The sequence below is a fragment of the Nonomuraea sp. NPDC050478 genome, from assembly GCF_044458265.1.
Taxonomy (GTDB): Bacteria; Actinomycetota; Actinomycetes; order Streptosporangiales; family Streptosporangiaceae; genus Nonomuraea; species Nonomuraea ferruginea.
Genome location: NZ_JBITHT010000003.1, coordinates 1305645 through 1332222, shown reverse-complemented (window position 1 = coordinate 1332222; position 26578 = coordinate 1305645). Strand labels below are relative to the sequence as shown.

The 26578-nt window shown below is 71.4% G+C and carries 23 protein-coding genes; 22 read left to right on the top strand and 1 reads right to left on the bottom strand.

What is annotated here, in order from left to right; all coding sequences use genetic code 11:
* The first annotated feature begins 401 nt into the window (after window positions 1–401).
* The 19 genes from ACIBF7_RS20235 to ACIBF7_RS20145 all read left to right on the top strand — a co-directional run bounded on the left by ACIBF7_RS20235 (window position 402) and on the right by ACIBF7_RS20145 (window position 23668).
* A complete protein-coding gene (locus ACIBF7_RS20235; RefSeq protein ID WP_271279042.1) occupies window positions 402–1724 on the top strand; it encodes a folylpolyglutamate synthase/dihydrofolate synthase family protein in 1323 nt (440 codons plus the stop codon).
* Window positions 1724–2074, top strand: coding sequence for a DUF4233 domain-containing protein (locus tag ACIBF7_RS20230; protein ID WP_397197811.1), 351 nt, complete (start codon window positions 1724–1726; stop codon window positions 2072–2074). The genes ACIBF7_RS20235 and ACIBF7_RS20230 overlap by 1 nt, the downstream gene beginning before the upstream one ends.
* A gap of 83 nt (window positions 2075–2157) precedes the next feature.
* On the top strand, window positions 2158–3567 hold the full coding sequence (locus ACIBF7_RS20225) for a hypothetical protein (RefSeq protein WP_397197797.1): 1410 nt from the start codon (window positions 2158–2160) through the stop codon (window positions 3565–3567).
* A 136-nt stretch (window positions 3568–3703) separates the two neighbouring features.
* On the top strand, window positions 3704–4114 hold the full coding sequence (gene ndk / locus ACIBF7_RS20220; protein WP_148029969.1) for a nucleoside-diphosphate kinase: 411 nt from the start codon (window positions 3704–3706) through the stop codon (window positions 4112–4114).
* Window positions 4115–4388: 274 nt separating this feature from the next.
* Window positions 4389–5420 (top strand): rod shape-determining protein, encoded by a 1032-nt coding sequence (locus ACIBF7_RS20215; protein ID WP_219552595.1) that lies wholly within the window; start codon window positions 4389–4391, stop codon window positions 5418–5420.
* Window positions 5420–6298: a rod shape-determining protein MreC gene (gene mreC, locus ACIBF7_RS20210; RefSeq protein ID WP_148029971.1), complete on the top strand. Its 879-nt coding sequence runs from the start codon at window positions 5420–5422 to the stop codon at window positions 6296–6298. Before ACIBF7_RS20215 ends, mreC begins: the two co-directional genes overlap by 1 nt.
* Window positions 6295–6759, top strand: a complete 465-nt coding sequence (gene mreD / locus ACIBF7_RS20205; RefSeq protein ID WP_271279039.1) for a rod shape-determining protein MreD — start codon at window positions 6295–6297, stop codon at window positions 6757–6759. The genes mreC and mreD overlap by 4 nt, the downstream gene beginning before the upstream one ends.
* A gap of 5 nt (window positions 6760–6764) precedes the next feature.
* Entirely contained in the window at window positions 6765–8801 is a 2037-nt protein-coding gene (gene mrdA, locus ACIBF7_RS20200) for a penicillin-binding protein 2 (protein ID WP_271279043.1), read from the top strand.
* The gene (rodA, locus tag ACIBF7_RS20195) at window positions 8798–9964 is read left to right on the top strand and encodes a rod shape-determining protein RodA (protein WP_219548655.1); all 1167 of its coding nucleotides are present in this window, start codon (window positions 8798–8800) and stop codon (window positions 9962–9964) included. The genes mrdA and rodA overlap by 4 nt, the downstream gene beginning before the upstream one ends.
* A gap of 28 nt (window positions 9965–9992) precedes the next feature.
* A complete protein-coding gene (locus tag ACIBF7_RS20190; RefSeq protein WP_148029975.1) occupies window positions 9993–11903 on the top strand; it encodes a TIGR03960 family B12-binding radical SAM protein in 1911 nt (636 codons plus the stop codon).
* A gap of 166 nt (window positions 11904–12069) precedes the next feature.
* Entirely contained in the window at window positions 12070–12822 is a 753-nt protein-coding gene (locus ACIBF7_RS20185; protein WP_397197796.1) for a TIGR03936 family radical SAM-associated protein, read from the top strand.
* A 130-nt stretch (window positions 12823–12952) separates the two neighbouring features.
* On the top strand, window positions 12953–16117 hold the full coding sequence (locus ACIBF7_RS20180) for an Rne/Rng family ribonuclease (RefSeq protein ID WP_397197795.1): 3165 nt from the start codon (window positions 12953–12955) through the stop codon (window positions 16115–16117).
* 220 nt (window positions 16118–16337) lie between these two features.
* Entirely contained in the window at window positions 16338–16640 is a 303-nt protein-coding gene (gene rplU, locus ACIBF7_RS20175; RefSeq protein ID WP_148029977.1) for a 50S ribosomal protein L21, read from the top strand.
* A gap of 15 nt (window positions 16641–16655) precedes the next feature.
* Window positions 16656–16913: a 50S ribosomal protein L27 gene (gene rpmA, locus ACIBF7_RS20170; RefSeq protein ID WP_068925700.1), complete on the top strand. Its 258-nt coding sequence runs from the start codon at window positions 16656–16658 to the stop codon at window positions 16911–16913.
* Between the two features lie 277 nt (window positions 16914–17190).
* A complete protein-coding gene (gene obgE / locus ACIBF7_RS20165; RefSeq protein ID WP_148029978.1) occupies window positions 17191–18543 on the top strand; it encodes a GTPase ObgE in 1353 nt (450 codons plus the stop codon).
* Window positions 18544–18574: 31 nt separating this feature from the next.
* Window positions 18575–19690: a glutamate 5-kinase gene (gene proB, locus ACIBF7_RS20160; protein WP_396989217.1), complete on the top strand. Its 1116-nt coding sequence runs from the start codon at window positions 18575–18577 to the stop codon at window positions 19688–19690.
* Between the two features lie 231 nt (window positions 19691–19921).
* The gene (locus tag ACIBF7_RS20155; RefSeq protein WP_397197794.1) at window positions 19922–21205 is read left to right on the top strand and encodes a glutamate-5-semialdehyde dehydrogenase; all 1284 of its coding nucleotides are present in this window, start codon (window positions 19922–19924) and stop codon (window positions 21203–21205) included.
* Window positions 21206–21270: 65 nt separating this feature from the next.
* The gene (locus tag ACIBF7_RS20150; protein WP_397197793.1) at window positions 21271–21432 is read left to right on the top strand and encodes a hypothetical protein; all 162 of its coding nucleotides are present in this window, start codon (window positions 21271–21273) and stop codon (window positions 21430–21432) included.
* Between the two features lie 100 nt (window positions 21433–21532).
* Complete coding sequence (locus tag ACIBF7_RS20145) at window positions 21533–23668, top strand: protein kinase (RefSeq protein ID WP_397197792.1); 2136 nt, start codon at window positions 21533–21535, stop codon at window positions 23666–23668.
* A gap of 3 nt (window positions 23669–23671) precedes the next feature.
* On the opposite strand, the gene ACIBF7_RS20140 is transcribed toward ACIBF7_RS20145, so the two are convergent.
* On the bottom strand, window positions 23672–24685 hold the full coding sequence (locus ACIBF7_RS20140) for a M48 family metallopeptidase (RefSeq protein WP_148029982.1): 1014 nt from the start codon (window positions 24683–24685) through the stop codon (window positions 23672–23674).
* Window positions 24686–24781: 96 nt separating this feature from the next.
* On the opposite strand from ACIBF7_RS20140, the gene nadD reads away from it, so the two are divergent.
* The 3 genes from nadD (at window position 24782) to ACIBF7_RS20125 (ending at window position 26519) form a co-directional block, all read left to right on the top strand.
* Window positions 24782–25399: a nicotinate-nucleotide adenylyltransferase gene (gene nadD, locus ACIBF7_RS20135; protein ID WP_148029983.1), complete on the top strand. Its 618-nt coding sequence runs from the start codon at window positions 24782–24784 to the stop codon at window positions 25397–25399.
* A gap of 86 nt (window positions 25400–25485) precedes the next feature.
* On the top strand, window positions 25486–25881 hold the full coding sequence (rsfS, locus tag ACIBF7_RS20130) for a ribosome silencing factor (protein WP_148029984.1): 396 nt from the start codon (window positions 25486–25488) through the stop codon (window positions 25879–25881).
* The gene (locus tag ACIBF7_RS20125; protein WP_148029985.1) at window positions 25878–26519 is read left to right on the top strand and encodes a histidine phosphatase family protein; all 642 of its coding nucleotides are present in this window, start codon (window positions 25878–25880) and stop codon (window positions 26517–26519) included. Before rsfS ends, ACIBF7_RS20125 begins: the two co-directional genes overlap by 4 nt.
* Window positions 26520–26578: the final 59 nt, after the last annotated feature.

The following is a 26578-nucleotide window of genomic DNA, read 5'->3' as shown; positions in this document are numbered from 1 at the left end:
AACCCGGAAGTTAAGCTTCTCTGCGCCGATGGTACTGCACTCGGGAGGGTGTGGGAGAGTAGGTCACCGCCGGACAATTTTCATATGGGAAAGGCCCCGACACTAGTGTCGGGGCCTTTCCTTGTTTCGTGAGGGCCCCGAGGCTACGGCTTCGGAGTCTTCTCTGTTTCATCAAGGGCTTCGAGGCTGCGGCTTCGGGGCTTTTCTTGTGGTGAGCCCTGAGGCTATGGTTTCGGGGCTTTTCTTGTTTTCTGGGGCCTCGGCATGCTTGCCGAGGCCCTTTGCGTTTGTCGATGACAGCCTGTCAAGGAGGGGGAATAAGGCGACATCGAGCGTTTCGGTCCGATCCACCGTCGGGGGGTTGTGAGTAAAGGGGTCGCGGTGGTCAGTAGGGTTGAGGGGTGGACTTTCGTGCGGTTGAACGCGCGATCTTGGAGCGGGGCGTCGAGTGGGATTTCGAGCCGACGCTCGACAGGATCGCGGCCCTTCTGGACCTGCTCGGCTCGCCTCAGCGGGCCTACCAGGTCATACACATCGCCGGCACGAACGGCAAGACCAGCACGGCGAGGTTGATCGAGAGCCTGCTGCGGGAGCGCAACCTCCGGGTGGGCCGTTTCACGAGCCCGCACCTGTCGTCGATGCGCGAGCGGATCACCGTCGACGGCGAGCCGCTCAGCGAGGAGCGCTTCGCCCAGGTCTATGAGGAGATCGAGCCCTTCGTAGAGCTGACCGACGCGCAGGGCGGGCGGCGCATCCAGTTCTTCGAGCTGCTGACCGCCATGGCGTTCGCGGCGTTCGCCGACACGCCGGTCGACGTGGCCGTGGTCGAGGCGGGCATGGGCGGCTCCTGGGACGCGACGAACGTCGCCGACGGCACCGTTGCGGTCGTGACGCCGATCTCGCTCGACCACACCGACAGGCTCGGCCCCGACATCCCGAGCATCTCCCAGGAGAAGGCCGGCATCATCAAGCCTGGCGCCACCGCAGTGTTCGCGCAGCAGGAGCTTGCCGCGGCCGAGGTGCTGATGCGGCGGGCCGCCGACGTGGGTGCGGTGGTGGCGCGCGAGGGCCTGGAGTTCGGGGTGCTCGGCCGTGAGGTCGCCATCGGCGGGCAGCTGATCACCTTCCGCGGGCTCAAGGGCGTGTACGACGACGTCTACCTGCCGCTCTACGGCGCCTACCAGGCGAGCAACGCCGCCTGCGCGCTGGCCGCGGTCGAGGCGCTGACCGGCGGCGACGACCCGCTCGACGTCGAGCTGGTGCGTGCGGCGTTCGCGCAGGCGTCCTCGCCGGGAAGGCTGGAGGTGGTACGGCGCAACCCCACGGTGGTGCTGGACGCCGCGCACAACCCGGGCGGCATGCAGGCGACGCTCGACGCGATGCACGAGGCGTTCGACTTCCCCAAGGTCGTCGGCGTCGTGGCGGTCATGGCCGACAAGGACGTCGAAGGGCTGCTGGAGCTGCTGGAGCCGATGGTCGCCGAGGTCGTCGTCACCCGTAACTCGTCGCCGCGCTCGATGCCGGCCGCAGAGCTCGGGGCGCTGGCGGAGTCCGTCTTCGGCGAGGAGCGCGTGCACGTCACCGAGCGTCTCGACGACGCCATCGACCAGGCCATCGGCATCGCCGACGCGGATGGCGAGTTCGCCGGCACCGGCGTGCTGATCACCGGGTCGGTGGTCACGGTGGGTGACGCGCGGGTCCTGCTGAAGGCGGAGGGTGCGTGATGGGCTTGCTCGGCTTCCAGGTGACTCCTGGCATGCGGCGGCTGGGCGCGAGCGTGCTCGGCATGGAGGCGATCGTGGTCGGCCTCACCACGCCGGTGATGATCACCATCGGCGGGATCACGCCCGCGCTGGCGGTGACCACCGGCATCGGCCTGGCCGTGTTCTGCGTCATCGCCACCGGGCTGCTCAAGCGGCCCATCGGTTACGTTCTCGGCAGCGTGGCGCAGGTGCTGGCGATCGCCATGGGGTTCCTCGTGCCGGCGATGTTCTTCCTCGGGACGATCTTCGCCGCGCTCTGGGTCACCGCGATTATCGTCGCTCGCCGTGTCGAGGGCGTGACTTCCCGCTAAAGTCGGGCGTCATGGCCGTCCCCCCGATTCATCGGTCCCCAGAGGCCGAGCCGCACGCAGGTCCGGCGCCTGTGCTCGACGCCGTGCTCGGTCTGCTCATCGTGGCCGCGCTGCCGCTGGCGATCGTCGCCATCCCCAATACCGTGTCCGTCGTCGCCGAGCTGCTGCCCGCCGGCATCGACCGGGTCGGGCTCATGCGCGCCCACGGGCTCGCCCTGCCGGCGATGATGCTGGCCGTGCCGCTCGCGGCCATGGCGTTGCGCCGGGTCAAGGCCGCCCACCTGCTCGTCGCGGGGCTGGCGCTGCTGGCCGTCGCCGACGCGGCCGGCGGCTACGCGGACTCGGCCTTCGTGGTCGGCGTGCTGCGGGTCGCCCACGGTGTCGGCGCCGGGCTGCTCGTGCCCGCCACGCTGGTCGCCGTGTGGGACCGGCCGCGGTGGCTGCGCGGCCTGTGGGCCGGCACGCTGGCGCTCAGCCTGCTGGGTGCCCAGGCGCTCGCGCTCTGGCCGCTCGCCGGAGCGACGGAGTGGCGGATCACGCTGCAGCCCTATCCGCTGCTCAGCGGCATCGCGCTGGCGCTCGCCGCCGTGTATCTCATGCTCTGGTCGCTGCGCGGGCGGCCGTCCACGCCGGGCCCGCGGCCCGAGGATCGCAGCCGCGTCCTGCTCGCGATCGTGCCCGCCGCCGGGGTGGCGGCCGTGGCCATCGGCGCCGCGAGCCAGGACTGGCACAGCGGGCTGATGATCACACTGGCGGCGCTCGCCATGGTGGGACTGCTCGCCCTGGCCTCCATCGGCGCCCGGGAGAGCCGTACGCTCGCGTACACCATGGTGGCGGTCGGCGTCGTGCTGCTGCCCAGCGTCGCCCAGGTGACGTATGTGGAGATGGGCGGCATGGGCGGGCCGGGGCTGAAAGGGCTGTGGGTCCCGTTCTGCGTCGCGGGCGTTCTGGGGGTGGTGGCGGCGGTCGCGGTGCGCGTGTCGGCCGCGTCCAGCCAGTGGCTCACGCAGCTCGGCCTGCTCGCCATGGTCGCCGGGCTGTGCTCGGTGCGCGTGCTGGTGCCCTCGGCGGAAGGGCTGGTGCTGGTCGTGCCGTTCACCCTGCTCGCGGTCGGCGCGTCCGTGGCGCTGACGGCGGCGCTCGCCGACGTGGGATCGGGGGCGGCCATGTTCGGCCTGGCGCTCTGCTTCCCCGGCGTGCTGGCCGGCTACCTTCTGGGCACCGGGATGCAGAAGACGCTGCTCGACCAGAGTTCGAGGCAGGAGTTCGTCGACAGCTACGTCGGTGTCCTGCATCTCTGGGCGCTGGTCGGGGGGTTCCTGGCCGTGGCCGTGATCGTCCTGGTGTCCGTCATGTCGCGCCGGGCGCCGGCGGCGGACGGCGGGACCGGCGCGACGATCCGTACGACGCCGGCGGAGGACGGGCAGGCGGGCGGGGGTGGCGAGATGCCGCCGGTGCCGCCGCCCGCGCAGTCGCCCGAGGGCGGGGCCTGAGCCGCCGGGAAACGAGGTGACCGGCGTGGGGCGGTAAGCTGTGCCGCAGCTTCGCGATGGCCTGTGCGGCGGAGCATCCCGGGCCAGGCCGTGCTCGTAGCCCGCATCCGCGACCCAGTTCGAAGGAGAACCCGAAGTGTCCGAGCGCACTCTTGTCCTGATCAAGCCCGATGGGGTGAAGCGCGGCCTGATCGGTGACGTGATCGCCCGCATGGAGCGCAAGGGCCTCAAGGTCGTGGCGATGGACCTGCGCACCCTCGACGTCGAGACCGCCAAGGCCCACTACGCCGAGCACTCCGAGAGGCCGTTCTTCGGCGAGCTCGTCGAGTTCATCACCTCCGGGCCGCTGGTGGCGCTGGTGGCCGAGGGTCACCGCGCCGTCGAGGCGTTCCGTTCGCTGGCGGGGCTCACCGACCCGGTGAAGTCGCCTCCCGGCACGATCCGCGGCGACCACGCCCTGGAGATCGGCGAGAACGTCGTCCACGGCTCCGACTCGCCCGAGTCGGCCGCGCGGGAGATCAAGATCTTCTTCCCCGACCGGTTCTGAGGTCCACGGCTCGCCCGAGTGCCCGCAGGCTCTGAAGCCTCGCGGGCATTCGTCGTTTACGGGGCCTACCCGAGGACGCGGGTGGTAGCGCGCAATCCGGGCAAAATCGCGGTGCGCGCAGGGACTTGAGATTTTTGTGGGGCGCACGGGCTCAGTGTGCGGGCAGGTGGGTACGTCACGTTACGATTCGAATTCAGTCCGTAGTCATAGCGGCATTGGATTCGGTCGTGAGTCCTTAGTCCTTTGCGAACGTCACGGGAAGGCTCCGTTCCCCATGGGTAGCAAGCTCGCCTTTCTCGGCCGTGACATGGCGGTCGACCTCGGCACCGCCAACACGCTGGTGTACGTGCGCGGCCGCGGCATCGTGCTCAGCGAGCCGTCGGTCGTCGCCATCAACACCGCCACGGAGAAGATCGTCGCCGTGGGCATCGAGGCCAAACGCATGATCGGCCGTACGCCCGGCAACATCGTGGCGGTCCGCCCGCTCAAGGACGGGGTGATCGCGGACTTCGAGGTCACCGAGCGGATGTTGCGATATTTCCTCCAACGCGCGCATAAACGCCGCCATCTCTCCAAACCGCGCATCATCATCGCGGTGCCCAGCGGCATCACCGGCGTCGAGCAGCGGGCCGTCAAGGAGGCGGGCTACCAGGCCGGGGCGCGCAAGGTCTACATCGTCGAGGAGCCGATGGCGGCGGCGATCGGGGCCGGGCTGCCGGTGCACGAGCCCACCGGCAACATGGTCGTCGACATCGGCGGCGGCACCACCGAGGTGGCGATCATCTCCATGGGCGGCGTGGTCACCAGCAAGTCCATCAGAGTCGGCGGCGACGAGCTGGACCAGGCGGTGATCACGTACGTCAAGAAGGAGTTCTCGCTCATGCTCGGCGAGCGCACCGCCGAGGAGATCAAGATGACGATCGGCTCGGCCTGGGCCGACGGCGAGGAGGCGCACGCCGAGGTGCGCGGCCGTGACCTGGTCAGCGGCATGCCGAAGACGATCATCGTGTCGGCCGAGGAGATCCGCAAGGCCATCGAGGAGCCGGTCAACGCCATCGCCGACGCGGTCAGGTCGACTCTCGACCTGTGCCCGCCGGAGCTGTCCGGCGACCTGATGGACCGGGGGCTGGCCCTGACCGGCGGCGGCGCGCTGCTCAAGGGACTGGACGAACGGCTCAGGCAGGAAACGGGCATGCCCGTACACCTGGTGGAGAACGCCCTCGACTCGGTCGCGCTGGGCACCGGCCGGTGCGTGGAGGACTTCGAGGCGCTGCAGCAGGTCCTGGTTCCGGAGTCGCGGCGCTGATGAGGGACTCGCGCCAGGCACGGCTGATCCTGGGAACTCTTCTGGCGGCGGCGCTGGTCATCCTGACCGTCGACCACAGGACGGGGGAGAGCTCGCCGCTGGAGCCGCTGCGCGCGGCCGGCTCGTGGGTGTTCGGCACGGCCGAGCAGGCGGGGGCGACGGTGTTCGGGCCGGTCACCGGATTCGTCGAGGCCCTCGCCGGGGCTCCCGCCGCCCAGGAGAGCATCGCCAGGCTCCGCCGCGAGAACGCGCGGCTCCGTGCCGACCTGGCCGCGGGCAAGGTCGACACCATGCGGTCCGCGGAGCTGAAACGGATGCTCGGGCTGGCCTCGCTCGGCGGCTACAAGGTGGTGCCGGCCAACGTGATCGCCAGGCGCGGCCAGCCGGGGTTCGAGGAGGCGGTCGAACTCGACGCCGGCACCGACGACGGCGTCCGCGCCGACATGACCGTGATCAACGGTGACGGGCTGGTCGGCCGGGTCGTGCACGCGAGCCCGCGCACGTCGAGCGTGGTGCTGCTGAGCGATCCCGCCTCGGCGGCCGGCGCCCGCCTGGAGCAGGGCAGGGAGATCGGCGTGGTGCACGGCGTGGGAGAGCACGGCCGGCTGCTGCGCTTCCAGCTTCTCGACGCGACGGCGCCCGTGCTGCGGGGCTCGCGCCTGGTCAGCTTCGGCTCGCACCGGGGCGCGCCGTACGTGCCCGGGGTGCCGATCGGGGTGGTCGAGCGGGTGGAGCCGGCGTCGGGCGAGCTGACGAGGACCGCGTACGCGCGCCCGTACGCGGACATGACCGCGCTGGATGTGGTCGGCGTGGTGGTGCAGCCGCCCGCGCGCGACCCGAGAGACGCGGTGCTGCCGCGGAGGGAGGGGACGCGATGACGGCTGTCGTGGCCGTGGTGGTGGCGCTGCTGGTGCAGTTCGTCCTGGTGAACCGGCTGCGCCTGCCGGCCGGGGGAGCGCCCGACCTGGTGCTGCTGGCGGTCGTGGGGGCCGCCCTGGCGCGCGGGCCCGCCGCCGGGGCGGTGCTCGGGTTCGGGGCGGGGCTGCTCGTCGATCTCGCGCCGCCGACGGCGCACGTGGCGGGGCTGTACGCGTTCGTGTTCGCGCTGGTGGGCTATCTGGCCGGGCGGGGCGTGGGCAACAAGGTCGTCACCGTCGTGCTGTGCGTGCTGCTCGCACCGCTGCTGGCCGCGGCCGTAAGCGGGCTGCTGTCCGACCCGCGGGTCACGGTCTCGACGCTCACCCAGCAGGTCCCGGTGACCGTGGCCTGCACGCTCATCGTCGCCCCCGTGGTGGTCTGGCTGGCTTCGCGTGGCGCGCGGGAGAGGCACCTGCTGTGAACCGCATGCGGACCCGGCTGCTCGTGGTGCAGGTGCTCGTGCTGGTGCTGCTCGCGGCGCTCGCCGTGCGGCTCTGGCAGGTGCAGGTCGTACGCGGCCCCGAGTTCGTCAACCGGGCGACCGAGACCCGCACCAGGACCGTCATCGTGCCCGCGGTGCGCGGACAGATCCTCGACTCCTCGGGCCGCCCGCTGGTGCGCAACAAGTCCCGGCTGGTCGTCTCGGTCGACCGCAACAGGCTGGTGCGGATGCGCGACAGCGGGGTCAAGGTGCTGGGCAAGCTTTCGGAGGTGCTCAGCCGGCCCGTCTCGCAGCTGCAGAGGCGGATCACGCCCTGCGGTCCCGACGTGCCCAAGCCGTGCTGGACCGGCTCCCCGTACCAACCCGTGCCGCTCGACGAGAAGGTCGACACCCGCGAGGCGCTGCAGATCCTGGAGCAGCAGGAGAAGTTCCCCGCGGTGTCGGCGGAGATCCAGGCCATCAGGGAGTATCCCCTGGGTGAGGCCGGGGCGCAGATGTTCGGCTACCTGTCCCCGGTGACCGAGGCCGAGCTGGAGAAGCGGGTCGGGCTGAAGGCCACCTTCTCGGGCGTCGACCTGGCCGGGCGCGACGGCCTGGAGTACTTCTACGACGAGGAGCTGCGCGGCAAGGCCGGCATCCGCAGGGTGCAGGTCGACCGGATGGGCAAGCCGCTCGGGGTGGAGAAGGAGGTGCCGTCCGTCGCCGGTCATCACCTGGTGACCAGCATCGACGCGCGCATCCAGGCGGTCACCGAGCGGGCGCTGCAGAAGGCGATGAAGTCCGCGCCGGCCGCCGACGGGGGCGCGGCGGTGGTGCTCGACGCGCGCACCTCGCGGGTGCTCGCGATGTCCAGCGCGCCCGGTTACAACCCGTCCGTGTGGGCGGGCGGCATCTCCGCGCGCACCTACCGCCACCTGCTGTCGGAGAAGTCCGGCAAGCCGCTGACGTCGCGGGCGATCAACGGCCAGTTCGCGCCCGGCTCGACGTTCAAGGTGTCGTCCGTGGCCTCGATGCTGCGGGCCGGATACCCGCTCGACGGCCAGTACAGCTGCCCCGGCTCCGTCATGATCGGCGACCGTGCCTTCAACGGCTTCCGCGGCATCCCGCTCGGCACGCTCACCCTCCACACGGCGCTGGTGAAGTCGTGCGACACGATCTTCTACAAGGCCGCGTACGACCAGTACCTGAAGGACGGCGGGCGGACGCCGAAGAAGCACGTCGCCGAGGTGTTCGCCAACACCGCCAGGAAGTTCGGGTTCGGCGCGCCCACCGGTGTCGACCTGCCGGGCGAGTCGCACGGGCGCATCCCCGACCGCCGCTGGAAGAAGGAGAGCTGGGCGCTGACCAGCGGCGAGAACTGCAAGCGGGCGCAGACCGGCTATCCCGAGGTCAAGGACGGCGCCCGGGCGGCGTTCCTCAAGCGGCTGGCGCACGAGAACTGCGCCGAGGGGTTCATCCTGCGGCCGGGCGACTCGGCCAACTTCAGCATCGGTCAGGGGGACGTGCTGGTGACGCCGCTGCAGCTGGCTCGCGCGTACGCGGCGCTCGCCACCGACGGCAAGGTGCGCAGCCCGCGGATCGGCTGGGCGATGGTGCGGCCGGACGGGAAGGTGGTCAAGACCATTCCCGTGCCTGTCGTCGGCAGGCTCCCGGTGACGGAGAAGGAACGGCGCTACATCAAGAACGCGCTCAGCCAGGTCCCCTCCGACGGCACCGCGGCCGGGGCCTTCGCCGGTTTCCCCATGGACCAGGTGACGATCGGCGGCAAGACGGGCACGGCGGAGGTGTGGGGCAAGCAGGACACCTCCTGGTTCGCCTCGTTCGCGCCGACCCGTAACCCGCGGTTCGTCGTGGTCGTCATGGTCTCCCAGGGAGGGTTCGGCGCGGAGACCGCCGCTCCCGCCGCCCGTGAGATCTACGAGGGCATCTTCGGCATCAAACGGCCGGCCGCGGTGCGGGATGGCAAGCCGGTGTCGGAGCTGCCGACGTTCCGGCCCGACGGGACGGTGGTGCCAGGATGACCGGTGGTGCGCTGGCGGCGGGGCGGCGGCCGTTCACCCGCAGGGTGTTCGGGCCGGAGTCGGCGGTGTGGCGGCTGGACGTGGTGATGCTGGTCGCCGTGGCCGCGCTGCTGGTCCTCGGCTCCCTGCTCGTCTGGTCGTCCACGCGGACGTGGGCGCCCGGCTCCACAGGGCTGCTGTGGAAGCACCTGTTGAACCAGGTGATCGGGGTGGCGCTGTGCCTCGCGGTCGCGATGACCGACTACCGGGCGGTGCGGGCGTACGCGCCGGTGGTCTACCTGGTCTCGCTCGTCGGGCTGGGGCTCGTGCTGACTCCTCTGGGCGCGACCATCAACGGGTCCCACTCGTGGATCCTGCTCGGCGGCGGATTCGCGGTGCAGCCGTCGGAGTTCGCCAAGGTCGGCCTGGTGCTGATCACGTCCATGCTGCTGGCCCAGCCGGTCGAGGGCACCGACCGGCCGCGCGGCCTGGACGTGCTGCTGGCGCTGGTGGCCGCCGGGATCACGCTGGTGCTGGTGATGCTCCAGCCCGACCTCGGCACCGCGCTCGTGCTGGCCGCCGTCACGGCCTCCGCCATGATCATCTCTGGGGTGCGCAAGCGGCTGATCGCCCTGTTCACGCTCATCGGCGCCGCCGGGATCTTCTGCGTCTTCTTCTTCGACGTGCTGGAGCCCTACCAGGTGGCCCGGTTCACCGCGTTCGTCGATCCGAGCGTCGACCCGCGGGGCGTCGGCTACAACAGCACCCAGTCGCTGATCGCGATCGGCTCCGGGCAGCTGTTCGGCAAGGGGCTGCTCGGGGGCGGCCAGACCACCGGCAGGTTCGTGCCGGAGCAGCACACCGACTTCATCTTCACCGTGGCGGGCGAGGAGTTCGGCTTCCTCGGCTCGGTCACGCTGGTGGCGCTGCTCGGCCTGGTGCTGCTGCGCGGGCTGTGGATCGCGCGGCACTGCAAGGACCGGTTCGGCACGCTGATGGCGGGCACGATCGTGTGCTGGTTCACCTTCCAGATGTTCGTGAACGTCGGCATGACCATCGGCATCATGCCCATCACCGGGCTGCCGCTGCCGTTCGTCTCCTACGGCGGCACCTCGACCTTCGCCAACCTCATCGGGGTCGGGTTGCTGCAGGCCATCCACGTGAGGCAGCGTGCGTTCGGCTGAACGGCCAGGCGCCGCTACCCTGGGTCGTATGACTGCGGAGTCGATTTTCCCTCGCCTGGAACCGCTGCTGCCCAAGGTGCAGAAGCCGATCCAGTACGTCGGGGGTGAGCTCAACTCGACGGTCAAGGAGTGGGACTCCGCCGACGTGCGCTGGGCGCTGATGTACCCCGACGCCTACGAGGTGGGGCTGCCCAACCAGGGCGTGGCCATCCTGTACGAGATCCTCAACGAGCTGCCCGCGACCCTGGCCGAGCGCACCTACGCGGTCTGGCCGGATCTCGAGGCGCTCATGCGGGCCGAGGGCGTGCCGCAGTTCACGGTCGACGCCCACCGGCCGGTGCGCGCGTTCGACGTGTTCGGCGTCTCCTTCTCGACCGAGCTCGGCTACACCAACATGCTGACCGCGCTCGACCTGGCCGGGATCCCGCTCGTGGCCGCCGAGCGCGGCGACGACGACCCGATCGTGCTCGCGGGCGGCCACGCAGCCTTCAACCCCGAGCCGATCGCCGACTTCCTCGACGCGGCCGTGCTCGGCGACGGCGAGCAGATCGCGATCGCCATCACCGAGGTCATCCGCGAGTGGAAGGACGAGGGCAGGCCCGGCGGGCGCGACGAGCTGCTCATGCGGCTGGCCGAGTCCGGCGGCGTCTACGTGCCCAAGTTCTACGACGTCGACTACCACCCCGACGGCCGCATCAAGCGGGTCGCGCCCAACCGTCCCGACGTGCCGTGGCGGGTCCACAAGCACACCGTCATGGACCTCGACGAGTGGCCCTACCCGAAGAAGCCGCTGGTGCCGCTGGCCGAGACCGTGCACGAACGCTTCAGCGTGGAGATCTTCCGCGGCTGCACCCGCGGCTGCCGGTTCTGCCAGGCCGGCATGATCACCCGTCCGGTGCGGGAGCGGTCGATCACCACGGTCGGCGCCATGGTGAAGCAGGGCATCGAGGAGTCCGGCTTCAACGAGGTCGGGCTGCTGTCGCTGTCGTCCGCCGACCACAGCGAGATCGGCGACCTGGCCAAGGGCCTGGCCGACCGCTACGAAGGCACCAACACCTCGCTGTCGCTGCCCTCGACCCGGGTCGACGCGTTCAACATCGACCTGGCCAACGAGTTCTCCCGCAACGGGCGGCGCTCCGGCCTCACCTTCGCCCCCGAGGGCGGCTCCGAGCGCATGCGCAAGGTGATCAACAAGATGGTCACCGAGGAAGACCTCATCCGCACCGTCACCGCCGCCTACTCCCAGGGCTGGCGGCAGGTGAAGCTCTACTTCATGTGCGGGCTGCCCACCGAGACCGACGAGGACGTGCTCGGCATCGCCGACCTGGCCAAGAAGGTCATCAAGGCGGGCCGCGAGGCCACCGGGTCGCGCGACATCCGCTGCACCGTCTCCATCGGCGGCTTCGTGCCCAAGCCGCACACCCCGTTCCAGTGGGCGGGCCAGGCCGACCACGAGACCGTCGACCGGCGGCTCAAGGCGCTGCGCGATTCGCTGCGCCGCGACAAGGAGTACGGCCGGGCCATCGGCTACCGCTACCACGACGGCAAGCCGTCCATCGTGGAGGGCCTGCTGTCGCGCGGCGACCGCCGGGTCGGCGCCGTCATCCGCGCGGTCTGGGAAGACGGCGGCCGCTTCGACGGCTGGAGCGAGCACTTCTCCTACGAACGATGGATGGCCGCCGCCGAGCGGGCCGGCGTCGACGTCGACTGGTACACCACGCGCGAGCGCGAGGAGAACGAGGTCCTGCCCTGGGACCACCTCGACGCCGGGCTCGACCGCGAGTGGCTCTGGCAGGACTGGCAGGACGCCGTCTCGGGCGGCGAGGTCGAAGACTGCCGCTGGACCCCGTGCTACGACTGCGGCGTCTGCCCCACCATGGGCACCGAGATTCAGATCGGTCCGACGGGCCGCAAACTCCTTCCGCTCACGGTCGTCTGACGACGCGCCGGGTGCGCGGCCGGTGTCTCGCCGTACATGATCCTGTACACGCGGGTGCCCGGGCGGCTTATCCTGAGAGAAGAAACTCTTACAAGGGAAGGACGACAAGGCACTGAAACCTGTTCCCGACGGGCCACCGCCCGCGCCCACGGTGCAGCGCCTGCGTGTGCGCTACGCCAAGCGCGGACGCCTGCGCTTCACCAGCCACCGCGACATCTCGCGGGCCGTCGAGCGTGCGGTCCGTCGTGCCGGTATTCCGGTGGCCTACAGTGCGGGCTTCTCGCCACATCCGAAGATCTCCTACGCGGGAGCAGCGCCGACCGGCGTTGCCAGCGAAGCCGAATACCTCGAGATCGGCGTCACCACGCCGTGCGATCCCCGGCAGGTCAAGACCGACCTCGACGGATCGCTGCCGCCGGGCCTTGACGTGCTCGACGTCGTCGAGGTCGGCCCCGGCGCGCTGGCCGACCGCCTGGAAGTCTCCGAGTGGGAAGTGCGGCTGCCCGGCGCCGACCGCGAGCACGCCGAAGAGGCGGTGCAGAAGTTCCTCGCGGCCGGCCACGTGGAGGTCGAGCGCCTCACCAAGAAGGGGCCGCGGCGCTTCGACGCGCGCGAGGCCGTGCTGAGGCTCACGGTGCCGGAGGGAACAGGGAGAACAGCAGCTCAGGTGCCCGGACAGTCGTGTGTCATACTGCGCATGGTTGTTCGGCACATGACTCCTGCCGTTCGACCCGACGATGTGCTCACAGGGCTGCGCCTTGTGGCCGACTTCGCGCCGCCGGTCCCCCCCGAGGTGACCAGGCTGGCGCAGGGGCCACTCGACGCCGGCACCGGTGCACTTGCCGACCCGCTCGACCTGGACCGCGATACGACGCGCGGCGGCGAGGCGGGACCGGCGGGTGAGCACGTCGCCGGTTAAGGGGAGCGCCCCATGGGGTGTGACCGGCAGACAGGACTTGGCGCCACGCCTCCGGGTGTGGCGGACAACGAGACACGATGCTCCTGCGCGGCGCGGCGACGCGCCCGGGGGCTGACGGGAGAGCGCCCGCATGCTCGACGAGAACGAGCCCAACGCCGGGGCCAATGGCCCTGACGGGGAGACAACAGAACAGTCCCAGGTGACCAGGCGCCGCGGCGCGGCCAAGAGGCCGGCGGGGCCCCCGCCGGAGATCCCTGAGGAGAAGCCCTCCGCCCCGGTCACCGTCCCGGCCGCCCAGGCCGCGCCGTCGGTGACCGAAGGGCGGCCGCTGCCCAGTGTGGCGGCGCAACGCGCGGCCGGAGAGCCCGGCGAGGTCGTCGCCGCGCCGGCTCCGGTGAGCCCGGCCGAGGAGGCGGCGGCCGCCGCCGTCGAGGAGGCCAAGCCCAAGCGCACCACGCGGACCCGGTCGACGGCCACGACGACCCGGCGCCGCAAGAAGACCGCCGACGAGGCGGAGACCGGTGCGTCCGGCGTCCCCGAGACCCCGGACGCGGCCGTCGGCGCCCCCGACGCCCAGGTGCCTGCCAACGGCGCTGAGGCGGCCCGTGGCGAGGCGGTCGCGGCCTCCGGCACCGAGACCCCTGGCGTGGCTGAGCTGAGCGGGGCCGCGGTCTCCGGCGCCGGTGCGCCGGGCGAGGCCGCCGAGCCGGAAGCGCCCGCGAAGCGGCGCCGATCCCGTAAGAAGGCCGAGTCGGAGATCGAGGCGGGAGAGCCCGCTGCGACGGGCGCTGACCGCGCGGGCACTGCTACGGCGGGTGCCGACCGCGCGGGTGCCGCTACGGCGGGAGCTGACCGTACGGGTGCCGCTGCGGCGGGCGCTGCTCGTACCGGTGCCGACCGTGCGGGCGCTGCTCGTACGGGTGAGGTCCGTGACGACGCTGCCCGGGCGGGTGGTGCCGGGGTCGAGTCCGCTGAGTCGCGCGTCGAGCCGGGTGTGGCCGCGCAGGTGGCCGCGGGGGCCGGGGAGGCCGCGGCAGAGCGTGACGGGTCCGCCGATGAGCAGGAGGAGATTCTCGAGATCCTGCCCGAGGACGAGCCGCTCGACGACGAGCCCGCCGGGGAGGACCTTGATGAGGACGACATCAAGGTCAACCTGCTGGCCGACCCGTTCGGGCTGGCCGCCCGCAGGCGGGACGAGGCCGGTGGCTCCGCCTTCCGGCGCCCGGCGGCCATCTTCGCGCCGCTGTTCCAGGCGCCCGACCCCACACAGGCGCAGCCGGTACGGCCGGTGGAGCCGGAGCCCGAGCCTGAGGTGGAGGCGCACGACGAGAGCGCCGAGGTCACCGCCGAGGACGACACCGACATCGACACCGACGGCGACGCCGACACCTCCGACGACCAGGAGGAGACCGGTGGCCGGCGCCGTCGCCGCAGGCGCGGCGGGCGCGGGCGCGGCAAGTCACGCGAGCGTGACGAGAACGACGAGGGCGACGACTCCGACGACTCCGACGAGGAGGGCCAGGAGGAGGCGTCCGAGGAGTCCCAGGACGAGTCCGGCTCCAGCTCGCGCCGCCGCCGTCGCCGTCGCCGCCGCGGCGCTGACGACGACACGGCCGACACGACGCCCGACGACCCGCCGAACACGGTGGTGCGCATCCGCGCCCCGCGCTCCGGCCGGGCGGCCGCCCACGACACCTCCGCCGACGGCGTGCAGAGCGTGCGCGGCTCGACCCGCCTGGAAGCCAAGAAGCAGCGCCGGCGCGAGGGCCGCGAGCTGGGCCGCCGGCGTCCGCCGATCATCACCGAGTCGGAGTTCCTGGCCCGCCGCGAGTCCGTCGACCGGATGATGGTGGTGCGCCGCCAGGGCGACCGCACGCAGATCGCGGTGCTGGAGGACGGCATCCTCGTCGAGCACTACGTCAACCGCGAGGCCAGCCAGTCCTACGTCGGCAACGTCTACCTCGGCAAGGTGCAGAACGTGCTGCCGTCGATGGAGGCCGCGTTCGTCGACGTCGGCAAGGGGCGCAACGCCGTCCTGTACGCGGGCGAGGTCAACTTCGACACCGCCGGCCTGGAGGGGCAGCCCAAGCGGATCGAGTCCGCGCTGAAGTCCGGCCAGTCGGTGCTGGTGCAGGTCACCAAGGACCCGATCGGCCACAAGGGCGCCCGGCTGACCTCGCAGATCAGCCTGCCCGGCCGCTACCTGGTGTACGTGCCCGACGGGTCGATGACCGGCATCAGCCGCAAGCTCCCCGACAAGGAGCGCACCCGGCTCAAGAGCATCCTGAAGAAGGTCATGCCGGAGAACGCCGGCGTGATCGTCCGTACGGCCGCCGAGGGCGCCTCGGAGGAGGAGCTGGCCCGCGACGTCGCCCGCCTGTCGGCGCAGTGGGAGAACATCCGCAAGAAGGCCAAGTCGGCCAGCCCGCCCGAGCTGCTCTCGGCCGAGCCCGACCTGACCATCCGGGTGGTGCGCGACGTCTTCAACGAGGACTTCAGCTCGCTGGTCGTGCAGGGCGAGGACGCCTGGGAGACGGTCGACGAGTACGTCAAGTACGTCGCGCCGCACCTGGCCGAGCGGCTGACGAAGTGGGACGGCGGCCAGGGCGACGTGTTCGAGTCGTACCGGATCGACGAGCAGCTCGCCAAGGCGATGGAGCGCAAGGTGTGGCTGCCGAGCGGCGGCTCGCTGGTGATCGACCGGACCGAGGCGATGACCGTCGTCGACGTCAACACCGGCAAGTTCACCGGCCAGGGCGGCAACCTCGAGGAGACCGTCACCCGCAACAACCTGGAGGCGGCCGAGGAGATCGTGCGCCAGCTCCGGCTGCGCGACATCGGCGGCATCATCGTGATCGACTTCATCGACATGGTGCTGGAGTCCAACCGCGACCTGGTGCTGCGGCGCATGCTGGAGTGCCTGGCCCGCGACCGGACCAAGCACCAGGTGGCCGAGGTGACCTCGCTGGGGCTGGTCCAGATGACCCGTAAGCGGGTCGGTCAGGGCCTGCTGGAGGCGTTCTCGACGCCGTGCGACTGCTGCAACGGGCGGGGCCTGATCGTCTCCACGGAGCCGGTCGAGAGCAAGCCGGAGCCGCGCGGCACGCAGGGCAAGATGGCGGTCGAGAAGGCGGTCTCCGACAAGATGGGCGACAAGGTCTCCGCGGCCAAGGACACGGGGAACCGTGATACGGTGACCGGTGCGCTTGACGATGTCCCGCATGAGGACGACCACGGCGGCCAGTCTTCCGGCAGGGGGCGGCGACGTTCCCGCCGAGCCAAGTCCGCCGAGTGACCGCTTGGCGGGCGATCCGATGAATCGTCCGGTTCGCCAGGGGCACGGATCATCCGGTACCCTAGTGGATCGGTGCGCTAGGTGGCGTGCCCTGTTGGCGCGCCCCTCGGTTCGTCGGTTTCGGACGAGCCGGAGGTCGGGCGCAGCATTCGGAGGCAGCGGTCGTCCCGCTCGGGGCGCCGGTGTATCGACAACAGCTAGTCAGTAGAAGGGTTCCGCGGTGTACGCGATCGTTCGTTGCGGCGGCAGGCAGCAGAAGGTCTCCGTCGGTGACGTCCTCGAGGTGGACAAGGTCGCCGGCGAGGTCGGCTCTTCGGTTTCGCTGCCGACGGTGCTCGTCGTCAACGACGGCGATGTGACCACGGAGGCGGGCCGGTTCACGGTCAACGCCGAGATCCTCGGTGAGACCAAGGGTCCGAAGATCCGCATTCTCAAGTACAAGAACAAGACCGGTTACAAGAAGCGCCAGGGTCACCGTCAGCGGTACACCCAGGTGAAGATCACCGGTATCGACCAGGCCTGATCGGGAGTTTGAGAGATGGCACACAAGAAGGGCGCGTCGTCCACCCGCAACGGCCGCGACTCCAACGCTCAGCGCCTGGGCGTCAAGCGCTTCGGCGGCCAGCTGGTCAACGCCGGCGAGATCATCGTCCGCCAGCGCGGCACCCACTTCCACCCGGGTGACAACGTCGGCCGTGGCGGCGACGACACCCTGTTCGCGCTGACCGCCGGTCACGTCCAGTTCGGCACCAAGCGCGGTCGCCGCGCCGTGAGCATCGTCCCCGTCGCGGAGTAAATCTCCGTCGCGAGGGGTTGAGACAAGGGGTGGATCGCCTGCCGATCCACCCCTTGTCCCGTTGTACGACTCCTTCCGTGGAAGGGCCGGTTTTGTGGCCGGTCCCGTGTGGAGGGCTCGGTCGTACGGCCGGATCCTCGTACGGGGGAGCGGCCGATCGGCGGGGCACCTCTGCGGAGCCCGTTCGTCTGAGGGGGCGGAGGTACCCGTTTCCTGAGGGTGCTCGGCTGGATGTGATGGTGTGCCCGTACGCGGGCCTATGGAGGAGAAGAGCTGAATGCCGGACTTCGTGGACCAGGTGATCCTGCATGTCAGGGCCGGTGACGGGGGGAACGGCTGCGCCTCCATCCACCGGGAGAAGTTCAAGCCGCTCGGCGGCCCCGACGGCGGCAACGGCGGGCGGGGCGGGGACGTCATCCTGGAGGTCGACCCCAACACCGCCACCCTGCTCGACTACCACCGCCGCCCGCACCGCAAGGCCGGCAACGGCAAGCAGGGTCAGGGCTCCAACCGCGACGGCGCCAACGGGGGCGACGTGGTGCTGCCGGTGCCCAACGGCACCGTGGTCAAGGACGCGGCGACCGGTGAGGTGCTCATCGACCTGGTCGGCGCCGGCACCCGTTACGTGATCGCCGGCGGCGGCCACGGCGGCCTCGGCAACGCCGCGCTGGCCAGCACCAAGCGGAAGGCGCCCGGGTTCGCGCTGCTGGGCGAGCCGGGTGACGCGCTGGACGTGATGCTGGAGCTGAAGAGCGTCGCCGACGTGGCGCTGGTCGGCTTCCCCAGCGCGGGCAAGTCGTCGCTGATCGCCGCCCTCAGCGCGGCCAAGCCGAAGATCGCCGACTACCCGTTCACCACCCTGATCCCCAACCTGGGCGTGGTCACCGCGGGCGACAACGTGTTCACCGTGGCCGACGTGCCCGGCCTGATCCCCGGCGCGTCCGAGGGCAAGGGGCTCGGCCACGAGTTCCTGCGCCACGTCGAGCGGTGCGACATGCTCGTGCACGTCATCGACTGCGCCACCATGGAGCCGGGCCGCGACCCTGTCACCGACTACGAGGTGATCGAGGCGGAGCTGCACGCCTACGGCAAGCTGGAGGACCGGCCGCGCATGGTCGTGCTCAACAAGGCCGACGTGCCCGACGCCCGTGACCTGGCCGACCTCGTACGGCCCGAGTTCGAGGAGCGCGGGCTGCGGGTGTTCACCGTGTCGGCGGCGGCCCACGAAGGGCTGCGCGAGCTCACGTACGCGATGGGCGAGTGGGTGGCCGCAGCCCGCGCCGCCAAGCCCGTCGAGGAGCCGACCAGGCTCGTCATCAGGCCCAAGCAGCTCGGCGAGGCCGGGTTCAAGGTGCGCAAGGTCAATGACGACCTGTTCCAGGTGACCGGCGAGAAGCCGGAGCGGTGGATCAGGCAGACCGACTTCAGCAACGACGAGGCCGTCGGCTACCTGGCCGACCGGCTGGAGCGGCTCGGCGTCGAGGAGGAGCTCGCCAAGGCCGGCGCCACCGCCGGGGTCGAGGTGGTGATCGGGCCGATGGAGGGCGGTTACATCTTCGACTGGCAGCCGACGCTCAACGCCGAGGCGGTCCGCCAGGGGCCGCGCGGCACCGACAGCCGCCTCGGATAAACCGTTTGGCGGGCTCGGATAGGGTTTGGACGTGCGGGAACAGATCGGTTCAGCGTCGAAGGTCGTCGTCAAGATCGGCTCATCGTCGCTCACGACCCCCCAGGGCATGATCGACGTCGACCGGGTCGACGCCCTCGTCGACGTGCTCGCCGCGCGCCGCCGGGCCGGCACCCAGCTCGTGCTGGTGTCGTCGGGCGCCATCGCGGCGGGCCTGGGCCCGCTCGGGCTGCCCGCGCGACCGCGCGACCTGGCCACGCAGCAGGCGGCGGCGTCCGTCGGGCAGGGCGTGCTGGTCGCCCGCTACACCTCCTCCTTCGCCCGGTACGGGCTGCGCGTCGGCCAGGTGCTGCTGACCGCCGACGACATGATGCGGCGCACCCACCACGTCAACGCCCAGCGCACCCTCGACCGGCTGCTGGAGCTCGACATCGTGCCCATCGTCAACGAGAACGACACCGTCGCCACCGACGAGATCCGCTTCGGCGACAACGACCGGCTGGCCGCGCTGGTCAGCCATCTCATCCGGGCCGACGCGCTGATCCTGCTGTCCGACGTCGACGCGCTCTACGACGGCCCGCCGAGCCGGCCGGGCGCGCGGCGGCTGGCGGAGATCCGCGGGCCCGAGGACCTGGTCGGCGTCCAGCTCGGCAAGGGCGGCGCCGTCGGCACCGGCGGCATGATCACCAAGGTGCAGGCGGCCAGGATCGCCACCGGCGCGGGCGTGCCGGTCGTGCTGACCGCCGCCGCCCACGCCGCGCACGCGCTGGCCGGAGACGACGTCGGCACCTTCTTCCATCCCCAGGGCCGCCATCCGGGCACGCGCCTGCTGTGGCTGGCCCACGCCACCACCGGGCGCGGCCGGCTCCACCTCGACGCCGGCGCGGTCGAGGCCGTCGTCACCCGGCGCAAGTCCCTGCTGCCGGCCGGGGTGACCTCCGTCGAGGGCGAGTTCGCCGCCGGCGACCCGGTCGACCTGTGCGGACCGCGCGGCCGCGTGGTGGCACGCGGCCTGGTCAACTTCGACGCGATGGAGATCCCAGGCCTCCTCGGCCGCTCCACCCGCGACCTGGCCACCGAACTCGGCCCAGAGTACGAACGCGAACTGATCCACCGAGACGACATCGTCATACTGGAACCCCAAAGCTGACCGGAATACTGGAGTCCCAAGGCCGACCGAGACACAAAGTCCCAAGGCTGACTGGATAACAGATTCCCACGGCTGACGCACCAAGGGGCACGTCGTTTTGCGAAGGGCTCGCCTCGCTCTGGACTGAGGAACGCAGGGAGCGAAGCGACCGGAGTGACGAGGGAAGAGCGAGGCTTGAGGAGCCCTTCGCCGCGGAGCGCAGCGGAGCAATCAAACGGAGAGCAATCAAACATGAACACAGAGTTCCTGAAGGTCGCCCACGCGGCACGAGAGGCCGCCGCCGAGCTGGCCCCGCTGCCGCGGGCGCCCAAGGACCGGGCCCTGCGCGCCGTCGCCGACGCCCTGGTGGCGCATGCCGCCGAGATCGTCGAGGCCAACGCCGCGGACGTGGAGCAGGCCAGGGCGCAGGGCACCGCCGAGGCCATGATCGACCGGCTGCGGCTCGACGAGGGCCGGGTGGCCGCCATCGCCGAGGCCGTGCGCCAGGTGGCCGACCTGCCCGACCCGGTGGGCGAGGTGGTGCGCGGCTCCACCCTGCCCAACGGGCTGGAGCTGCGTCAGCTCAGGGTGCCGCTCGGTGTCATCGGCATCATCTACGAGGGCCGCCCCAACGTCACCGTCGACGCCGCCGCGCTCTGCCTCAAGAGCGGCAACGCGGTGCTGCTGCGCGGCTCCTCCAGCGCCTACAGCTCCAACACCGCCCTGGTGAAGGTGATGCAGGAGGCGCTGGCCGCCACCGAGGTGCCGTCCGGGGCCGTACAGCTCGTGCCGGGCCTCACCCGCGACTCGGTCAAGACGCTGATGCGCGCCCGCGGGCTGGTCGACGTGCTCATCCCGCGCGGCGGCGCGTCGCTGATCAACTCGGTCGTGGAGGAGTCCACCGTCCCGGTCATCGAGACCGGCACGGGCAACTGCCACGTGTACGTCGACGCCGGCGCCGACCTCGACCTGGCCGTGGAGATCCTGGTCAACGCCAAGGCGCAGCGGCCGTCGGTGTGCAACGCGGCCGAGACGTTCCTGGTGCACGCCGGCGCGGCCGACGCGTTCGTGCCCCGGGCGCTGGAAGCGCTGAAGGCGGCCGGGGTGACCGTCCACGGCGACGCGCGCGTGGCCCGCTACGGCGACGACGTGGTGCCGGCCACCGAGGACGACTTCACCGCCGAGTACCTCTCGCTCGACATCGCGGCGGCGGTCGTCGACTCGCTGGAGGACGCGGTGGCCCACATCCGGCGTTACGGGTCCGGCCACACCGACGCCATCGTCACCCGGTCCCAGCAGGCGGCCCGGCGGTTCGTGTCGCTGGTCGACTCGGCAGCGGTGGCGGTCAACGCCTCGACCCGGTTCACCGACGGCGGCGAGTTCGGGTTCGGCGCCGAGATCGGCATCTCCACGCAGAAACTGCACGCGCGCGGGCCGATGGGCCTGCCCGAGCTGACCTCCACCAAGTGGGTCTACACCGGCGAGGGCCAGCTGCGCACCGCCGAGGGCACGGTCATCGCCAAGTCAGGACAGTGACGTGATCGGGTCGCGGGCGGCGTGTCGGCGCCCGCGGCCCCGCGCGCGCCTCCTTGACTGGGCGCATGGAGATCGTCATCGCCCTCGCGTCCGCGGCCGCCGTGCTGTTCGGCGCCGACCGGCTGATGCTCTGGCTGGAGAGCCACGGTCACGTCAACTGGCGCAGGAAGGGGCGCAGGGATCTCGGGCGCGAGCCCAGGGCCGAGCTCGACAAGCTGCTGTCGTGATCGGAGTCGGCAGATAGAAGTTTCGGCGTGCCTCAGGCGTCCACACCTTTCACAGCGCTAGGGTTGTGTCCCTTATGGGCGCGCCGAGCGGGGAGGGACGGTGAGCAAGCTCGGCAAGGTCGGGCCGTACACCCTGCTCGAGAGGCTCGGCCGGGGTGGCATGGGCGAGGTCTACCTCGCCAGCGCCCGCCGTGGCGAGCGCGTCGCGGTCAAGGTCCTGCACGACCTGACCGAGAACGACGCCGCACGCATCCGGCTCGAACGCGAGGTCCGGGCACTGCGCCGGGTCGAGAGCCCCTATGTCGCGCGCGTGCTCGACGCCGACCTGTCCTGCGACCGCCCCTACCTGGTGATGGAGCACATCGAGGGTGTCACCCTGCTGGAGCGGGTGCGCCAGGACGGGGCCCTCGACCTGGCGGAGCTGGTACGGCTCGCGCAGGGCATCGCCGCGGCCCTGGCCATCATCCACGCCGCCGGGGTGGTGCACCGCGACCTCAAGCCGGCCAACATCATCATGGGCGCCGGCGGGCCGGTGCTCATCGACTTCGGCATCGCCCAGGTGCACGACGCCACCCGGCTCACCCTGACCGGCACCTTCCTCGGCACCCCCGGCTACACCGCCCCGGAGATCTTCGCCGACGAGCAGGTGGACTCGCCCGCCGACGTGCACGCGTGGGCGGCGACGGTGGCGTTCGCGGCGACCGGGCGGCCCGCGTTCGGGCGGGGGACCGCCGAGGCGCAGATGTACGCGGTGCTCAACGGGCAGGCCGACCTCAAGGGCGTGCCGGTGGAGCTGCTGCCGCTGGTGCGGGCGGCGCTCAACCGCGAGCCGCGCAAGCGGCCCACCGCCGCGTTGCTGGCCGACCGGCTGGCCCGGCTGGTCAAGGCGAGCGGTCTCGACGACCCGGACGCCGGCGCCGGTGAGCCGGGGGACGCCTCGCGCCCCGGGGGCAACGTCCCGTCGCCACGCGGCCGTGGCTCCGAGCCGGCGGCTCGGGGGCGTTCCGGAGAGGTGCCCGCGCCGCGTGGGCGTTCAGGCGACAGCGTGCCGCCTCGGTCCCGCACAGGTGAAGGGGCGGCGTCGCGCGCTGAGGGAGGACGCGGGCGTTCGGGAGACAGCGTGCCGCCGCGGTCCCGTGCGGGTGAGGTGGCCGCGCGTGCGGAGGGGGTGCGCGGGCGTTCGGCTGACAGTGCGCCGTCGCGGTCTCGTACGGGTGAGGCGGCTGCGCGTGCCGACGGGGCGCGGGGGCGTGCCGGAGAGGTGCCCGCGCCGCGCGGGCGCGCCACGGACGAGGGGACGGGCCGGGGCCGGGCCGACGGGACCGCCGGACGTGGGCGGGCTGACGGCGCCGCAGGACGGGGGAAGAGCGACGGGGCCGCCGGGCGCGGGCGGGCCGACGGCGCTGTGGGGCATGGGAAGACCGACGGGGCCACCGGGCGCGGGCGGGCTGACGGGGCCCCGGGGCGCGGCAAGAGCGACGGGACGACCGGGCGCGGGCGGGGTGAGGCTGTCGCCGCGACGGGGGCCGCGGCCGCCGGGACCGGGGGGCGGGGCAGGGCCGGTGACGGCGCCGGGCGGCGGGCCGTGGAGACGGCCGCGGGGCGCGGGCGGAGCGGCGAGGGCGCCGTGCGGGCCAGGGCGCAGACGGCGGCGCGGACCCGCACGAGGACGCAGAGCGTGGCCAAGGGCGTCAAGAGCAGGGCCGAAGGGGCCACCACGCTGCCTGCCGGGAACACGGCGCTGCTGCTGCTCGCCATCCTGGCCGTGCCGTGCGTGGTGGCGTCGGTGATGTGGCCGATCGCCTCCATCGGCATCACGGCCGTGTTCGTGGTGCTGACCAGGGCGCTGTGGATGAGCCACTGGATGGTGCGCAACCACGCCGAAGGGTGGCTGCGGGCCACCATGAGGGCGGTGACGCTCCCGTTCGCGCTGTCCGGAGCGCTGGCCAGCGCCGCCGTCTGGCCGGGGGCGCCCGTGGCCGTCGCGGCCGGCGGAGCGCTGTGGATCACCGGCGGCGGTCACATCGACTCGACCTGGTGGCAGCAGCCCGCTCCGGTCACCGCCGCCGCCGTGGTGTTCGGCATGCTGTGCGGCGGCATCACCGGGCGCGAGATCGAGCGGGTCGGCGCCCGGCTGCCCGAGCTGCGCAGGGAAGGGCTGCGCGCACTGGCCGTGCTGGGCGGGTTCGTCGCCCTGTGCGCGGCTGCCGTGCGCGCGATCGCCCTGCTGCTGTGACGGTCAGCCGTCGCGGCGCGCGAACCGGTTGAAGATCCGCTCGCCGGCGTTGACCGCGCCCTCGGCCACGTCGCGGAGCACGCCGATGAACGGGTCCTGGGACTCCGACCAGGACCTGCGGTAGGACTCGGCGGCGGCCTTCACCTCTTCGCTGACGCGGGCGTTGGGGTCGTCCTCGCGGCGCGGGTAGTCGCCGCCGATGATGCGGTCGTACTCGCCGCTGCGCTGCCACTTGTCGAGCTCGGCCACGCGGACCACGGCGAACGGGTGGGTGGTGCCGAGCAGGTTGAGCACCTTGAGGAAGCCGTCGCGCAGGTCGCCGGCGGTGTCGTACTCGGCGTACTGCTCCAGGAACGCCTCGATGTTCATCTCGTGCGTGTAGTCGCCGCCGGCGAGCTTCATCAGCGCGCGCTTGGCGGCCTCCGGGTCCTGGCCGGTGAGCAGGCCGCCGCGGTCGGAGGACAGCTCCGACTTCCGGTACCACTCCTCCAGGCCGGCCACGATCGCGCGCAGGCCGATGTAGCCGAGCGGGATCCAGGCGACGCGGGCCGCGAGGCGGGTGAGGATGTCGAGCATCGTCCGGTAGACGGCGTGGCCCGACAGGATGTGGGACGTCTCGTGGCCGATGACGAAGCGCTGCTCCTCCTCGTTCATGAGGTTGAGCAGGCCGGTGGTCACGACGATGAACGGGTCGTCGAAGCCGATGGCCTTGGCCTGGACCTGCGGGTCCTGCTGGACGTAGATCTCCGGGATCCGGTGCAGGTCGAGGACGTAGGCGGCGTCGCGGCCCATGTCGTAGAGGGAGCGGAACTGGGTCTCGCTCACCCGCACGGCAGAGGCGAGGTACATGAGGCGAAGGCGCCGCTCGCTGACTAGGCCGGACATCTGCTTGAGAACCGTGTCGAACCCGCTCAACTTGCGCAGAGCGACCAGAGCCGACCGGTCTGCGGGGTGTTCGTAGGCACGGGACGAGATGCCGGGCAGTTGGACGCGGCTGCGGTCCGGGGTGGTCGTCATGCCCGGCATGCTACGTCCGCGACGGGAGGTATGCGCGGCCATCGTGAAGGGGGGTGCCGTGATGTCTTGTGGAGGCTTCCGCGTAAGGTCCGTTTCATGATGAACGCGCCTGGTATGCAGGGGAAGCGACGCGTGGGAGTCATGGGCGGCACGTTCGACCCGATCCACCACGGGCACCTGGTCGCCGCCAGCGAGGCGGCCCATCATTTCGAGCTCGACGAGGTCGTGTTCGTGCCCACCGGCAGGCCGTACCAGAAGTCGGAGCGCGAGGTGTCCGCGCCCGAGGACCGTTACCTGATGACCGTCATCGCGACCGCGTCGAACCCGCGCTTCTCCGTCAGCAGGGTGGACATCGACCGCCCCGGGCCCACGTTCACCATCGACACCCTGCGCGACATCTCGGAGATCTACGGGCCGCAGGTTGAGCTGTTCTTCATCACCGGCGCCGACGCGCTCGGCGCCATCCTCGACTGGCAGAACGCCGACGAGCTCTTCCAGCTGGCCCACTTCGTCGGCTGCACCAGGCCGGGGCACCACCTGCACGACCCCGGGCTGCCCGAGGGCAGGGTGACGCTGCTGGAGATCCCGGCGCTGGCCATCTCGTCGTCGGAGTGCAGGCAGCGCGTGGCCAAAGGGGAGCCGATCTGGTATCTCGTGCCCGACGGGATCGTCCAGTACATCAACAAGCGCGACCTCTACCGCTCGCACGAGTGAAGTAGTGCCGTACGTGGGGCAGGACGGCCGTAACGGGTACCCTCCATATAGGGCATGTTGCCGACTCAGGAGGTCCGACCCGCACCGTGACAGCATCTGACACCGCCGTCCAGCTCGTGCGCATCGCCGCCGAGGCCGCCGCCGACAAGCTGGCCGAAGACATCCTCGCCTACGACGTCAGCGAGCAGCTCGTCATCACCGACGCCTTCCTGCTCTGCTCCGCCACCAACGACCGCCAGGTCCGCGCCATCGTCGACGAGATCGAGGAGAGGCTGCGCACCGAGGCCGACGCCAAACCGGTGCGCCGCGAGGGCGAGCGCGAGGGCCGCTGGGTCCTCCTCGACTACATGGACATCGTCGTGCACGTCCAGCACGAGGAAGACCGCACCTTCTACGCCCTGGAGCGGCTGTGGAAGGACTGCCCGGCCATTTCCCTGCCGGAGAGCGTCATGCAGGCCAACATCCAAAGGGCCCGCACTTGAGCAGACGCATCGTCTGCCTCCGTCATGGGCAGACCCTGTGGAACGTCGAACACCGTTTCCAGGGCCATTCCGACATCCCGCTCGACGAGACCGGCCAGGCCCAGGCGGCCAGGGCGGCGTCCCTGCTCGCCTCGCTGCGGCCGACTCTCATCGTGTCCTCCGACCTCCAGCGGGCCAACGACACCGCCCTCGCCCTCGGCCGCGTCACCGGCATCGAGGTGGCCGTCGACAAGGACTTCCGCGAGCGGGGCGGCGGTGAGTGGGAGGGCCTGACCCGCCAGGAGATCGCCGAACGCTGGCCGCGCGAGTACGTCGCCTGGGAGGCCCCCGGCGGCGAGGCCGTGACCGACGTCGCCGTCCGGGTCGCCGCCGCCATGCGGCGCTGGGCGGCCAAGCTCGACGACGACGGGCTGCTCGTCGTGGCCTCCCACGGCGCGGCGCTGCGGCTCGGCATCTGCGAGCTGCTCAGGCTGCCGCTGGAGCTGTGGTCCGCCATCGGCGGGCTGGGCAACTGCTCGTGGTCCGTGCTCCACGAGGGGCGCAGCGGATGGCGCCTGCTGGAGCACAACGCCGGCACCCTCCCCGAGCCGATCAGCAGCGACGACAGCCCCGACGCCGAGGGGCGCCAACCGGCGTGAGCGGCCGCTCGCGTCACGCGGGCGGCCGTCTCTTTCGCCGTTCCTGGTACGGGCGTGCG